Here is a 14,098-nt window from a genome sequence, read left to right as displayed (position 1 = left end):
CTGGTGCGGGCCTTCATCGCGGCGGCCGTTCTCATCGCGTGCATCGCGTCGCCCGCGGCCGCGCAGCCCGTGCCGTCCAAGGTGCCGCCCACCGGCGTGCGCGTGTGCCTGGGCTTGACGAAGGAGGGCTGGCCCACGCCCCAGGCCTGCACCGACGCCGGGCCGCTGGCCCTGGTTCCCAAGCAGGACGGCCGGCAGGGCGCGGGTCCGCTGGCCTACGAGGCCGTGCCGGGCCAACCGAGAACAGCCTGCGTGCGCGACCGCGTGTCGGGCCTGGTCTGGGAGGGCAAACGCGACAACGGTCGGCCCGCCGATGCCGTGGCCTACGTGGCGCAGGTCAATGCGAGCCGGCTGTGCGGCTACGCCGACTGGCGCCTGCCCACCGTGGCCGAGCTGCATGGCCTGGTCGACCTGGGCAAGGAACGCGTGCCCGAGGTGCGCACCGACCGGCCGCTGGCCGAGCAGTCGGTCATCGATGCGCGCTGGTTTCCGAACACCGTGCCGGCCATCTACCTGACGTCCGACATGCGCGATCCCACGAGCCCGTGGTGCGTGAACTTCGCGAACGGCTTCGTCTACGACTGCGACCCCGACATGTCGCGCGAGCCGCCGCTCTTCGTGCGCCTGGTGCGTGGCTCCGAGGCGCCGAAGGCCGGACGCTGGCGCGAACTGCCCGACGAGCGCGGCGTGGCCGGCGGCGCGGTCGAGGATCGCCACACCGGCCTGGTGTGGCGCCGCTGCGAGGAACCGCAGACCTGGAACGGCAAGCGCTGCACCTGGAGCGCGAAGCGCTACGACTACGTGCAGGCCCTGCAGCGCGCCAGCGAGCAGGCCGGCTGGCGCCTGCCCACCATCAAGGAAGTCAACAGCCTCGCGCGGCGAGAGACCGATCGCTTCGAGATGCCCCCGTCGGACTTCCCGGCACAGGGCAAGGAGGCGTTGCGCGCGGGCCAGTGGTCTTCCACTGTCTGCAACTCCAGCCCGGAGACATCGACGGCCCGCGCATCGATCAGCGCCTGGGTGCTGAGCCGCGAGGGCGCCATCTATTGCGAGGCACGCATCATGCATCTCGGCGTCCGGCTCGTGCGCGAATGAGAGGGTCGCGTCGCGACCGCGCCCGTGCTTGAATCCGCCATTCGACCGTCATCATCGTCAGGAGACCAGAACATGCACTTCCACCCCTCCCGCATCTTCGCGCGCGCACTGCTGCCGATGCTGCTGGCCGGTGCGGCCGCCACGGCCGCCGCCGCGCCCGACGCGCGCATCGCCGAGCTCGCCGCCGCGCAGAAGCAGCCGCTGCTCGATTCGCTCTCGCAACTGGTGGCCATCGAGTCCGGCAGCCGCGACCTCGAGGGCCTGGAAAAGATCTCCGACCTGATCGCGTCGAAGCTCAAGGCGCTCGGCGGCGAGGTCGAGCTGATCGACCCGAGCGCCGAGGCCTATCGCATGGAGGACACGCCCGAGAAGATCGGCCGCGTGGTGCGCGCCACCTTCAAGGGCACGGGCACGAAGAAGATCATGCTGATCGCCCACATGGACACGGTCTACACCATCGGCATGCTCAACAGGCAGCCGTTCCGCGTCGAGGGCGACAAGGCCTACGGCCTGGGCATCGCCGACGACAAGCAGGGCGTGGCCGTCATCCTCCATGCGGTGGCGATGCTGCAGGCGCTCAAGTTCAACGAATACGGCACGCTCACGGTGCTGATCAACGGCGACGAGGAGATCAGCTCGCCCGGCTCGCGCGCGCTGCTCACGCGCCTGGGCGGCGAGCACGACGCGGTGCTGTCCTTCGAGGGCGCCTCGGTCAAGGACGACAAGCTCTCGCTGGCCACCGCCGGCATCGCCTCGGTCACGCTCAACGTGAGCGGCAAGGCCTCGCACGCCGGTTCGGCGCCCGAGCTCGGCGTGAACGCGCTCTACGAGCTGTCGCACCAGATCCTGCAGATGCGCGACCTGTCCGACCCGGCCACCGGCCTCAAGATGAACTGGACCATCTCGAAGTCGGGCAGCAACCGCAACGTGATCCCGGCCTCGGCCACCGCGGGCGCCGACGTGCGCGTGCTCAAGGTCGCCGACTACGACCGCATCGAGCAGCAGGTCAACGAGCGCGTGAAGAAGCAGCTGATCCCCGAGGCCAAGGTCGAGCTCAAGTTCGAGCGCCGCCGTCCGCCGCTCGAGGCCACCGATGCCTCGCGCGCGCTCGCCCAGCATGCGCAGTCGATCTACAAGGACGAGCTCGGCCGCCCGCTGGGCGCCGACGACAAGGCCGCCGGCGGCGGCACCGACGCGGCCTTCGCCTCGCTCAAGACCCAGGCGCCGGTGATCGAGCGCTTCGGCCTGCAGGGCTTCGGCGCGCACTCGGCCGATGCCGAGTACGTGCTGATCGATTCCATCGAGCCGCGGCTGTACCTGGCCACGCGCATGGTGATGGACATCGCGCGCGGCAAGACCAACGTGCGCTGACCCCGCCATGCGGCTGCGCCACATCGAGGTCTTCAACGCCATCATGCTCACGGGCAGCGTGAGCGCGGCGGCGCGGCTCATCAACATCACGCAGCCGGCCGTCAGCCGCACGCTGCAGCATGCCGAGCTGCAGCTGGGCTTTCCGCTGTTCCAGCGCGCCAAGGGGCGGCTCACGCCGACCACCGAGGCGCTCACGCTGTACCCGCACATCGAGCGGCTGTTCGCGCAGCTCGACGAGGTGCAGCGGCTCGCGGCCAACCTGCGCGCGGGCGCCGACACCGGCGAGCTGCGCATCCTCAGCGTGCTGGCGCTGAGCTACGAGATCCTGCCGCGCGCCCTCAAGGCCTTCCGCGAGAAGCATCCGGGCTACGCGATCAGCGTGGAGTCGCTGCATTCGCCGCAGATCATGTCGGCGCTGCTGCTGCAGGAGGCCGACGTCGGCTTCGTGTTCAGCCCGGCCGTGCATCCCTCGCTCACGCAGGAGACGCTGGCCGACAGCCGCATGGTCTGCATCGCGCCCAAGGGCATGCTGCCGCGCCTGCTGGTGCGCAACGGCTCGGTGGCGCTGCACGACCTGGCCGAGCGGCCGGTGATCGGCCTCGACAGTCGCGACCCGGTGGGCACCAGCCTGAGCCAGGCCTGCCGCCAGGCCGGCGTGGGCTTCCACCAGGCGGTGGTCACGGTGCAGACCTACCACGCGGCGCTGGCGATGGCGCACCACGGCCTGGGCGTGGCGCTGGTCGACGGCTGCACCGCGCGCTCGGCCGATACCTCCAAGGTCGACGTGCTCACGCTCGAACCGCACATCCCGGTGCCGATCCGCGCGCTGCGCTTCACGGGCCGGCCCGATTCGGTCGCGGTGCGCGGCATCACGCGCTGCATGCAGCAGGCGATCGTGGAGGCGGGGGTCTAGCGTTTCAGGCGGCCAGCGCGGCCGCGACGCGCCGCGCCGACCCGAAGGCCAGCGTGAAACCCAGCGCGCCGTGGCCGGTGTTGAACAGCATGTTCGAAGGCGCGCCCTCGAGCCGCCCGACGATCGGCAGGCCGGTGGGCGTGGCCGGGCGCATGCCAGTCCAGGGATGCAGCTCGGCCAGCCGGCTCGCGTGCGGGAACACGGCGCGCGCGGCCTCGGCCAGGGTCTGGATGCGCGTCGCGGGAATGCTCGCATCGTGCCCCACCAGTTCCGCCATGCCCGCCACGCGCAGGCGCGAGCCGATGCGCGCGAACACCACCTTGCGCGCGCTGTCGGTCACGTTCACGGTCGGTGCCGCGCCCGGCGCCGGGTCGACGTCGAGCGTGATGCTGTAGCCCTTGAGCGGATAGACCGGCAGGTAGGCGCCGAGCGCGCGACCCAGCTTGTGCGAGGCGGTGCCGAGTGCCATCACGAAGGCATCGGCCTCGATGTCGCCCGCGGCCGTGCGCACCGCGGCGATGCGCCCGCCGCTCTGCGCGAAGCCGCGCGCCTCGGTGCCGAGCACGAAGCGCACGCCGCGCGCGCGCAGCACCCGCATCAGCTCGGCGCAGACCTTGAGGCAGTCGGCCGCGCATTCGCTGGGCGTGTAGACCGCGCCCGCGATGCCGCTCGCGTAGTCGGCGAGCGCGGGCTCGATCGCCGCGCACTCGTCGGGGCGCACGATGCGCTGCTCGCTGCCCATGGTGCGCTGCAGTTCGAGCTGGGCGCGCGCGCCGGCCAGCGCGGCTTCGCTCGCATACAGCACCAGCTTGCCGGTGGCCGAGAAGTCGCAGTCGGGCGCGGCGTCGGCCTGCATGGCCTCGAAGCCGGCGCGGCTCTCGGCGGCGAGTGCCAGCAGCTTCTCGGTGGTGTCGCGCGAGGTGCGCGCATTGCAGGCCGCGAGGAAGGCCAGGCCCCAGCGCCACTGCAGCGGATCGAGTTGCGGGCGCAGCTTGAGCGGCGAATTCGGCGCGAGCAGCAGCTTCGGCAACTGCCGCCAGATCGAGGGATCGGCCAGCGGCTGCACGTACGAGTAGCTGAGCTGCGCGCCGTTGCCGCCGCTCGCGCCCGCGCCGGGGGCGGCGCGATCGACGACGCTGACCTGGTGGCCCTGGCGTTCGAGTTGCCAGGCGGTGGCCAGGCCCACGATGCCGGCGCCGAGCACGCACACATGCATGAGAGGCAACTTTCGGGAACAAAAAGGGAAGGGGTGAGCCTCGACTGTAGGCGCGCCGCCGCCGGCGCGGAAATGCAAAAAGAGGCGTGGCCCATAGCCAAAGGGCATGCCCGCCGCGGCGCTTCGGAATCGGGTGCCGCCCGGGTTTTCCCTGCCCATAACCTTTGGGTATGGCTCAGCCCGCTATTGGAATTGCCGTCCTGAGTCACTCTTTCTTACACTGGTCCTCCTGTTCAACCTCCCTCGAAGAAGGCACGCATGAAACTCTCCGCATTGATGGCCGCCACCGCCACGGTCCTGCTCGCTGCCACCGGCGCCCAGGCCGCCGACACGCTGGCCAAGATCGCCGAGTCCGGCAAGATCACGCTGGCCTACCGCGAGTCGTCGGTGCCGTTCAGCTACCTCGACGGCCCCAACAAGCCGATCGGCTTCGCGGTCGAGATGTCGAACGCGGTGGTCGAGGCGGTGAAGAAGAAGCTCAACAAGCCGAACCTGCAGGTGCAGCTGATGGCCGTGACCTCGCAGAACCGCATCCCGCTGATCACCAACGGCACCATCGACCTCGAGTGCGGTTCCACCACCAACAACACCGCGCGCGGCAAGGACGTGTCCTTCGCGGTCAACCACTTCTACACGGGCACGCGCCTGCTGGTGAAGAAGTCCTCGAAGATCAAGGACTACGCCGACCTCGCGAAGAAGACCGTGGCCAGCACCACCGGCACCACCAACGCGCTGGTCATGCGCAAGTACAACACCGAGAAGAACCTCGACATGAACATCGTGCTCGGCAAGGACCACGCCGACGCCTTCCTGCTGGTGGAGAGCGACCGCGCCGTCGCCTTCGCGATGGACGACATCCTGCTGTTCGGCCTGATCGCCAACTCGAAGAGCCCGGCCGACTACGAGGTGGTGGGCGAGTCGCTGCAGGTCGAGCCCTATGCCTGCATGCTGCCCAAGGACGACCCGGCCTTCAAGAAGCTGGTCGACGACACCTTCATCGGCATGATGAAGAGCGGCGAGTTCGAGAAGCTCTACACCAAGTGGTTCATGTCGCCGATCCCGCCGAAGAACCTGCCGCTGAACCTGCCGATGAGCCCGCAGCTCAAGGACAACCTCAAGGAATTCAGCGACAAGCCGGCGACCTGAGCACGCCCGCGATCGGACACAAGGACATGGTCTCCACGCAGGTCGTAGGCATCCTGGGCGGCATGGGCCCGGCCGCGGGCGCCGACTTCGTGCGCCTGTTCGTGCAGGCCTGCGCGCAGCAGATGCGCGCGCGCGGCGAGCCGGTGCGCGACCAGTCCTTTCCCGAGCACTGGCTCGCGCAGGTGCCGGTGCCCGACCGCACCGGCGCGCTGCTGTCGAGCGCCGAGAACGGCGCGCACCAGCCGCTCGAGCCGATGCTGCAGGCGCTGGGCCGGCTGGCGGCGCTCGGCAGCCGCACGGTGGCGATCGCCTGCAACACCGCCCATGCCTGGCATGCGCGGCTGCAGGAACGCTTTCCGCAGGTCGAGCTGCTGCACATGGCGCGCGAGACCGCGCAGCACCTGGCGACGCAGGGCGCGGGCGAGGTGGCGCTGATGGCCACCGAGGGCACCTACCGCATCGGCCTCTACGAGCAGGCGCTGGCCGAGGCCGGCCTCGGCTGCCACGTGCCGAGCGAGGACGAGCGCCGCACCATCGCGCGCGGCATCTTCGAGGGCGTGAAGGCCGGCGACATGGCGCTGGCCGAGCGCTGCTTCTCCGAGGTCGCGCTGCGGCTGGCCGAGCGCCACGGCCCGGTCACGATCATCATGGGCTGCACCGAGGTGCCGCTGGGGCTCGCGGGCTCGCCGGCGGTGGCGGGGCTGCGGCTGGTCGATCCGGCGCAGGTGCTGGCGGCGGCGCTGGCGCGCCGGGCCTACGAACCGCGCTGAGCGGCAAAAGGGCCTCCGCGCGGGGTCATCAACCCCGCGAACAGGGAGGACGGGCCGTTATCGCCTACATTGCGGCGTGCGTTTTTTCGCATCTGCCCCGCACTGCCCCTTGTCCGACGATCCCTCACCTGGAGCCCTCTTCATGCCCCAATTCGACGACCGCCGTTCCGACCTGCAATCCGACTTCGATTCGCTGCGCCCCGGCGAAAGCACCGACCAGGGCGCGACGCGGCGCACCGCGCTCAAGGCCGCCATCGGCGTGGGCTATGCCGCCGCCGTGATGCCGGTGATGGCGCAGACCGCCATCAGCACCCCGGCCGACGGCCTGAAGGCCGGCCCGATCAAGTACACGGTCAACGGCTTCGAGGTGCCGGCCTATGCCGCGGCGCCGGCCAACAAGACCGGCCTGCCGGTGATCCTGGTGGTGCAGGAGATCTTCGGCGTGCACGAATACATCGCCGACACCTGCCGCCGCTTCGCCAAGCTCGGCTACCTCGCCATCGCGCCCGAGCTCTATGCGCGCCAGGGCGATCCGCGCGGCTACACCGACATTCCCAAGCTGCAGGCCGACATCGTGAGCAAGGTGCCCGACGCGCAGGTGCTGGCCGACCTCGACGGCGCGCTGCAGTACGCCGCGGCCAACGGCGGCGACACCTCCAAGGCCGGCATCACCGGCTTCTGCTGGGGCGGCCGCATCACCTGGCTCTACGCCGCCACCGGCAAGGTCAAGGCCGGCGTCGCCTGGTACGGCCGGCTGGTCGGCCAGGCCAGCGAGCTGAACCCGAAGCACCCGGTCGACATCGCCGCCAACCTGCAGGCGCCGGTGCTCGGCCTTTACGGCGGAAAAGACCAGGGCATCCCCCTTGACACCGTTGATAAGATGAAATCGGCCCTGGCAAATGGCTCTCCGGCTGCCAAGGCGTCGAGCTTCGTCGTGTATCCCGAAGCAGGCCATGCGTTCCATGCCGACTACCGTCCCAGCTACGTCAAGAGCGCGGCCGACGACGGATGGCAGCGAGCCACCGCCTGGTTCAAAGCCAACGGCGTCGCCTGAGCGATCAGCGCCCAGGACGACCCCAGAGCCAGCTTCCGCCGAAGGCCGTCCCCGCAAGGGGCGGCCTTTTTGCTTTTAATGAATGGAACTGGGCGCATCGGGCGTCCTTATTGCGTAAGCAGCTATGAACTTGATAGTGATCATCTTGGCGACCCTGGTCGCCGGCATCGGCAGCGTGTGGCTCGCGGCGCTGCTGCTGCGCGTGGGCGTGCGCAGCGGCTCGGGCGGCGTGAATCCGCAGCACCTGCTGAGCCTGGCGGCGGGCGCACTGCTCGCCACCGCCTTCATGCACCTGTTGCCCGAGGCCTTCGAAAGCCGCATCGAGCCCGCGCTGCTGTTCGCGGTGCTGCTGTTCGGCGTGGTGTTCTTCTTCCTGCTCGACAAGGCCGAACTGTGGCACCACGGGCACGAGCACCATCATGGCGGCGACACCGCCGGGCAGCCGGCGCAGCTCGGCCCGATCTACGACAACCACGGCCACCACGACCACGCGCACGGCCATGGCCATGCGCACCACGGCCATGACCACGGCCCGCGCGCCGGCGGCTGGGCCGTGCTCACCGGCGACAGCGTGCACTGCTTCGGCGACGGCATCCTGATCGCCTCGGCCTTCATCGCCGACCTGCGCCTGGGCCTGGTCGCCGCCCTCGCCGTGCTCGCGCACGAGGTGCCGCACCACATCGGCGACCTCGTGGTGCTGCGCCAGAGCTCGGCCAACCAGCGCGCCGCGCTCGTGAAGGTGTCGCTGGCCGGCACCATGACCATGCTCGGCGGCATCGCCGGCTGGTGGCTGGTCGACCAGCTGCATGGCTGGCTGCCGTACTTCCTCGTGCTGGCCGGCAGCAGCTTCGTCTACGTCGCGCTGGCCGACCTGATCCCGCAACTGCAGAAGCGCCTGCCGATGCGCCAGACCCTGGGGCAGATCGCCTGGCTGATCGCGGGCATCGTGCTGGTCACCGGCGTGAGCCGGCTCGCGCACAGCGGCGAGCATGGCCATGATCACGGGCACAACCACGCGGCGCATGCGCACGAGGAAGGGCATGACCACGACCATGCGCACGAAGGCGAGGCCAAGCCCGAGGCGAACAAGAACTGATTGTTTGAACAGGTGCGGGCGGGCGATACGTCCCGTCACCCGCACCGTCTTCCGGATGACGCGAAATCGGCGCAACATAGGGGCCTGCTTCGCCCAGCCATCCGTGAGGAAAAGACCATGACCACCCGAGCCGCCGTCACCAGCGCGCGCCCCGCGCCGATCCCCGAGGAAGTCGACGAGGACCTCGATGCCGACGGCCTGCCCGAGGACGACTTCGATGCCGTCGACGCGGAGGCCGCCGATTCCCTGTCCGAGGAAACCGGCATCGACCTCACCGATGCCAGCGAGCTCGATGCCGACAACGTGCCGGCCGACGAGGAGTTCGACCGGGTGATGAACGCGCCCGACTGAACCGGGCCCCGGTCAGGCCGGCTCCGGCCAGGCCGCCTGCTGCGGGCGCACCGACTCGTAGAACCGCGCCATCTGCAGCACCCCCAGATCGTCGAAGCGCCGCCCCGCGATCTGCAGGCCGATCGGCAGGCCGCTCTTCGAATGGCCGCAGTTGATCGATGCGGCCGGTTGTTCCGACTGGTTGAACACCGACGTGAAGTGCGAATCCTTGAGCAGGTTCTGCGAGCCGCTGTTGATGGCCTCGGCCGCGAACGGCAGCCCTGGCGACACCGGCGACAGCACGAAATCGAAAGGCTGCGTGGCCGCCACGGTGGCCGCGTGCAGCGCCTGCATGCGCGTGAAGGACAGGAACACGTCCTCGGGCGTGAGCGAGGCCGCGAACTCGGCGGCATGGTGGATGTAGTTGGCCGCCAGCTTCGCGCGCTCGGGCGCCATCGCGGCCAGGTCGACGCGGCAGCGCATGGTGAAGAAATGCGCCATGCCCAGGCGCAGCTCGGGCGTGGTCCAGTCGACCAGCGGCTCGACGATGGCACCGGCCTGCTCGAACAGGCGCGCGGCCGCCAGCACGGCCGCCTTCACTTCCGCATCGATCGGCCAGCCGCCCATGGTCTCGGTCCACAGGCCGATGCGCAGGCCCTTCACGCTGCGCTCGAGCTGGTGCCACGCGATGTCGTTCGGCGGCAGGCTCATGTAGTCGCGCGCGTCGGGCTGCGACACCACCTGCATCAGCAGCGCGGCATCGGCCACGGTGCGCGTCATCGGGCCGATCACGCGCGCGGCCGCGGGCAGGTCGACGGGAATGCGGCCATGGCTGGGCTTGAGGCCGAACACGCCGCAGAAGCTCGCGGGGATGCGCACCGAGCCGCCGATGTCGGTGCCCAGGTGCAGCGGGCCGTAGCCGGCGGCCGCCGCGGCACCGGCGCCCGAGCTCGAACCGCCCGTGTTGTGCGCCAGGTTCCACGGATTGCGCGTGAGCGGATGGAAGCTCGAGGGCGCCGCGCCCAGGAAGCCAAAGTCGGGCATCGTGGTCTTGGTGACGATGACCGCGCCCGCTTCGCGTACGCGCGCGGCCGCGGGGGCGTCCGAGGACTCGGGCGCGAGCACGGTCGCGGCGCTGCCCACCGGCTTGGGCGTGCCGCGCGTGCCGATGTTCTCCTTCAGCGTGATCGGCACGCCGTCGAGCGCGCCCTGCGGCCGGCCCTGGGCCCAGCGCGCCTCGGAAGCGCGGGCCGCCGCGAGCGCGGCCTCGGCGTCGAGCGCGTAGGTGGCGCGGATGCTCGGCTCCCAGCGCTCGATGCGTGCGAGCACGGCCTGCGTCACCTCGACGGGCGACAGCACGCGGTCGCGGTAGTGCTCAAGCAACTGGAGGGCGCTCATCTCGTGCAGCGGTGTGGTCATGTCTTCGGTCTCCTTGTGGATGGATGAGTGGGGCGGGGTGGTCATGCGTGACGGCGCTCAGCCGCGCCCGAAGGCGTAGCCCTGGCCCGGCGCGGCGGCCAGCAGCGTGCGTGTGTAGGCTTCCTGCGGCGACAGCAGCACCTCCCGCGCCGTGCCCTGTTCGACGATGCGGCCCTTGTGCATCACGATCAGGCGGTCGCAGATCTGGCTGGCCACGCGCAGGTCGTGGGTGATGAACAGGATGCCGATCGACAGCCGCTGCTGGATCTCGGCCAGCAGCTTGAGGATCTGGTCCTGCACCGACACGTCGAGCGCCGACACGGCCTCGTCGGCGATCAGCACGCGCGGCTCGCAGGCCAGCGCGCGCGCGATGCACAGGCGCTGGCGCTGGCCGCCCGAGAACTCGCTCGGGTACCGATGCAGTACCTCGGGCCTGAGCCGCACCAGCGCCATCAGCGCCTCGGCGCGCTGCCAGGCCTGGTCGTGCGGCACGCCGAAATTCACCGGCCCCTCGACGATCGACTGGCCCACGGTGCGGCGCGGATTGAGCGAGCGGTTCGGATCCTGGAACACCACCTGCACCAGGCGGCGGAAGGCCGAGCGCTCCGCACGGCCGCCGTGCTGCGCGATGCCGGGCACGCGGATGTCGCCGTCGGTGGGTTCGATCAGGCGCGCGATGCAGCGCGCCACGGTCGACTTGCCCGAGCCCGATTCGCCCACGATGCCCACGGTCTCGCCCGCATGCAGCCGCAGCGACACGTCGGCCGCCGCATGCACCGCGCGGCGCTTGCCGGGCCACGAGCCGCTGCGGTAGACCTTGCCGACGCCGCGCGCATCGAGCAGCGGCGCCTGCCGGTCGACCGGCGGGCGCTGCACCGGCGCGAGCTGCGGCACCGCCGCGAGCAGCATGCGCGTGTAGGCCTCCTTCGGGCGCCGCAGCACCTCGTCCTTCGGCCCGCTCTCGACCTGCCGGCCGAGCTGCAGCACCACCACGCGGTCGGCGATGTCCGCCACCACGCCGAAGTCGTGCGTGATGAACAGCACCGCGGTGCCGTTCTCCTGCTGCATCTCGCGAATCAGCGCGAGGATCTCGGCCTGCGTGGTCACGTCGAGCGCGGTAGTGGGTTCGTCGCAGATCAGCAGCGCCGGGCGCAGGATCAGCGCGATGGCGATCACGATGCGCTGGCGCTGCCCGCCCGAGAGCTGGTGCGGATAGGCGTCATAGATGCGCTGCGGCTCGGGCAGCCGCACGCGCTCGAAGATCTCGAGCACACGCCGACGCCGCTCGGCGGCCTTCAGTGCCGTGTGCTCGGCCAGGATCTCGTCGACCTGCGCGCCGCAGCGCATCACCGGGTTGAGCGCGGTCATCGGCTCCTGGAACACCATCGCCATGCGCGCGCCGCGCAGTGCGCGCAGCCGCTTCGCGTCGGCCGCCAGCACGTTCTCGCCCTGCACCTCGATGCAGCCGGCCGAGGGCCGCAGCGAGGCCGGCAGCAGGCCCATCGCGGCCTGCGCGATCACCGACTTGCCGGAACCCGATTCGCCGAGCAGGCACACGACCTGGCCCGGCATCACGTCGAAGGAGATGCCGTGCACCGCATGCGCGCGGTCGGCACCGGCCGGCAGGTCGATGGCGAGGTCGCGCACCGAGAGGCAGGGCGCGACGGAAGAGGGAGCGACGCTGGATGTCATGCCCGGCCTCCGCGCTGGTTGAACTTGGGATCGAGCGCGTCGCGCAGGCCGTCGCCGAGCATGTTCACGGCCAGCACCGTGAGCGCGAGGAAGGCGCCCGGCAGCAGCACGGTCGAGGGATGCGAGGTGAAGTGCGTGCGGCCCTCGGACATGATGTTGCCCCAGGTCGGCACGTCCGAAGGCAGGCCGATGCCGAGGAAGGACATCACGGCCTCCACCAGCATCGCGGCCGCGCAGATGAAGGTGCCCTGCACGATCAGCGGTGCCACCGTGTTCGGCAGGATGTGGCGCAGCATCAGCTTCCAGGTCGGCGTGTCGAGCGCGACCGCGGCCTCGACATAGGGCTCCTCGCGCACCGACAGCACCACCGAGCGCACCAGCCGTGCCACGCGCGGCGTCTCGGGCACCACGATGGCCAGGATCACGGTCAGCAGGCTGGGCCGCCACACGGCCACCAGCACGATCGCGAACAGGATGCCGGGGATGGCCATCATCCCGTCCATCACGCGCATGATGAAACCGTCGAGCCGGCGGAAGTAGCCCGCGACCATGCCGACCACCAGGCCGAGCGCGACCGAGCCCAGCGCCACCGCCACGCCCACCGACAGCGAGATCCGCGCGCCGTAGGCCGTGCGGCTCCAGAGGTCGCGGCCCATGCTGTCGGTGCCCAGCGGGAAGAAGCGCACGAAGCTGTCGCCCGCGAGCGTCACGAACTCGGCGCGCGCGCCCGGCGGCAGGTGCGAGCTCGCGGGGTCCATCGCATTGGGATCGATGGTGTGCAGCCAGGGCGCGGCCACGGCCAGCAGCAGCATCGCGAGCAGCAGCGCGCCGCCGATGCGCACCGCGCCGTTGGCGAGCAGGCGGCGCGATGCGGAGCGCGGGCGCGGTGGGGGCGCGGCGGTGTCGGGCCCGATGGCGTCGTCGGGCAGGGAGATCGAAGTCATGGCGAGGCTTTCGATGAGAGGGCGGGAGGTCGTCAGTAGCGGATGCGCGGATCGAGCAGCAGGTAGCTCAGGTCCACCAGCAGGTTCACCACCACGTAGACCAGCGAGAAGAACAGGGTGATGCCCTGGATCAGCGGGTAGTCGCGCGAGAGCACGGCGTCGACCGTGAGCTGGCCCAGGCCGGGAATCGCGTAGATGGTCTCGGTGACAACCACGCCGCCGATCAGGCCGGCCACGCTCAGGCCGATGACGGTGGCGATCGGCACCGCCGCGTTGGCGAGTGCGTGGCGCAGCAGCATGCGCCATTCGGCAATGCCCTTGGCGCGCGCGGTGCGCACATAGTCCTCGGTCAGCGCTTCCGACACCGAGGCACGCGTGACCCGCGCGATCAGCGCCGCATACATCACGGCCAGCGTGATGCAGGGCAGCACCAGGTTGCGCAGCCAGGGGCCGACGCCATCGGCGATGCGGCTGTAGCCCTGCGAGGGCAGCCAGCCGAGCTGCATCGAGAACAGCCAGATCATCGCGTAGCCGGCCACGAACACCGGCACCGAGAAGCCGAGCACCGATGCGCCCATGATGAAGCGGTCGAGCCGGCCGCCGCGCCGCGATGCGGCCAGCACGCCGAGCGGCAGCGCGATCAGCACGGTGAGCACCACCGTCACGGCCGCGATCGACAGCGTGGGTTCGAGCCGCTGGCCGATCAGGTCGGTCACGCTCATGCGGTAGAAGAAGGAATGGCCGAGGTCGCCGCGCAGCACCTGGCCGAGCCAGCGGGCGAACTGGACCAGGATCGATTCGTCGAGCCCGAGCTGCATGCGGATGCGCGCGATGTCCTGCGCGCTGGCCGCGTCGCCCGCGATGGCGGCGGCCGGGTCGCCGGGCGTCATGCGCAGCAGCAGGAAGACGATGACGGCCACGATCAGGAGCACGGGCGCAGTGGCCAGTCCGCGGCGCAGCAGGAAGTTGAGCATGGAGAGCTCCGGTGAATGAGCGCCGGGCACCCGGCGCTGGCGTGACAGGGCCCGCCCGGCTGCCGCGGGGGCGCAGCC

Annotated in this window: 13 protein-coding genes; 8 read left to right on the top strand and 5 right to left on the bottom strand. The window is 70.5% G+C overall.

The annotated features are described in order from the left end of the window. Nucleotides 1-3 precede the first annotated feature (3 nt). The 3 genes from AC07PU_RS09980 (at nt 4) to AC07PU_RS09970 (ending at nt 3,379) form a co-directional block, all read left to right on the top strand. Nucleotides 4-1,095 (top strand): Lcl C-terminal domain-containing protein, encoded by a 1,092-nt coding sequence (locus AC07PU_RS09980; RefSeq protein ID WP_495317270.1) that lies wholly within the window; start codon nt 4-6, stop codon nt 1,093-1,095. A gap of 72 nt (nt 1,096-1,167) precedes the next feature. Beyond that, nucleotides 1,168-2,466 carry a M20/M25/M40 family metallo-hydrolase gene (locus tag AC07PU_RS09975; RefSeq protein ID WP_495317105.1) on the top strand — a complete coding sequence of 433 codons (1,299 nt, stop codon included), beginning with the start codon at nt 1,168-1,170 and terminating at the stop codon, nt 2,464-2,466. A gap of 7 nt (nt 2,467-2,473) precedes the next feature. After that, nucleotides 2,474-3,379 (top strand): LysR family transcriptional regulator, encoded by a 906-nt coding sequence (locus AC07PU_RS09970; protein WP_208508831.1) that lies wholly within the window; start codon nt 2,474-2,476, stop codon nt 3,377-3,379. A gap of 4 nt (nt 3,380-3,383) precedes the next feature. Here AC07PU_RS09970 and AC07PU_RS09965 read toward each other — a convergent pair whose 3' ends face one another. Next, nucleotides 3,384-4,595 (bottom strand): D-amino acid dehydrogenase, encoded by a 1,212-nt coding sequence (locus tag AC07PU_RS09965; RefSeq protein ID WP_495317103.1) that lies wholly within the window; start codon nt 4,593-4,595, stop codon nt 3,384-3,386. Between the two features lie 258 nt (nt 4,596-4,853). Between AC07PU_RS09965 and AC07PU_RS09960 the strand changes: the two genes are divergently transcribed. The 5 genes from AC07PU_RS09960 to AC07PU_RS09940 all read left to right on the top strand — a co-directional run bounded on the left by AC07PU_RS09960 (nt 4,854) and on the right by AC07PU_RS09940 (nt 9,012). After that, a complete protein-coding gene (locus tag AC07PU_RS09960) occupies nt 4,854-5,741 on the top strand; it encodes a transporter substrate-binding domain-containing protein (RefSeq protein WP_093349038.1) in 888 nt (295 codons plus the stop codon). A gap of 26 nt (nt 5,742-5,767) precedes the next feature. Beyond that, nucleotides 5,768-6,511, top strand: a complete 744-nt coding sequence (locus AC07PU_RS09955) for an aspartate/glutamate racemase family protein (protein ID WP_495317102.1) — start codon at nt 5,768-5,770, stop codon at nt 6,509-6,511. A gap of 142 nt (nt 6,512-6,653) precedes the next feature. Further along, entirely contained in the window at nt 6,654-7,565 is a 912-nt protein-coding gene (locus AC07PU_RS09950; protein ID WP_495317100.1) for a dienelactone hydrolase family protein, read from the top strand. 124 nt (nt 7,566-7,689) lie between these two features. Then, nucleotides 7,690-8,661 carry a ZIP family metal transporter gene (locus AC07PU_RS09945; RefSeq protein ID WP_495317098.1) on the top strand — a complete coding sequence of 324 codons (972 nt, stop codon included), beginning with the start codon at nt 7,690-7,692 and terminating at the stop codon, nt 8,659-8,661. 117 nt (nt 8,662-8,778) lie between these two features. Next, a complete protein-coding gene (locus AC07PU_RS09940; RefSeq protein ID WP_203204985.1) occupies nt 8,779-9,012 on the top strand; it encodes a hypothetical protein in 234 nt (77 codons plus the stop codon). Between the two features lie 12 nt (nt 9,013-9,024). Here the strand turns inward: AC07PU_RS09940 and AC07PU_RS09935 are convergent, their stop codons facing one another. Genes AC07PU_RS09935 through AC07PU_RS09920 form a run of 4 tightly spaced genes read right to left on the bottom strand, consistent with a single transcriptional unit; the run spans nt 9,025 to nt 14,020 of the window. After that, nucleotides 9,025-10,410, bottom strand: coding sequence for an amidase (locus tag AC07PU_RS09935; RefSeq protein WP_495317096.1), 1,386 nt, complete (start codon nt 10,408-10,410; stop codon nt 9,025-9,027). Between the two features lie 57 nt (nt 10,411-10,467). Then, nucleotides 10,468-12,102 (bottom strand): dipeptide ABC transporter ATP-binding protein, encoded by a 1,635-nt coding sequence (locus AC07PU_RS09930; protein ID WP_296781626.1) that lies wholly within the window; start codon nt 12,100-12,102, stop codon nt 10,468-10,470. Continuing rightward, nucleotides 12,099-13,046 (bottom strand): ABC transporter permease, encoded by a 948-nt coding sequence (locus AC07PU_RS09925; RefSeq protein WP_093349054.1) that lies wholly within the window; start codon nt 13,044-13,046, stop codon nt 12,099-12,101. The genes AC07PU_RS09930 and AC07PU_RS09925 overlap by 4 nt, the downstream gene beginning before the upstream one ends. A 32-nt stretch (nt 13,047-13,078) precedes the next feature. Beyond that, entirely contained in the window at nt 13,079-14,020 is a 942-nt protein-coding gene (locus AC07PU_RS09920; RefSeq protein ID WP_093349056.1) for an ABC transporter permease, read from the bottom strand. Nucleotides 14,021-14,098: the final 78 nt, after the last annotated feature.

The organism is Variovorax sp. GW821-FHT10D07, assembly GCF_059415325.1.
This window is presented reverse-complemented; position numbering and strand designations above follow the sequence as displayed.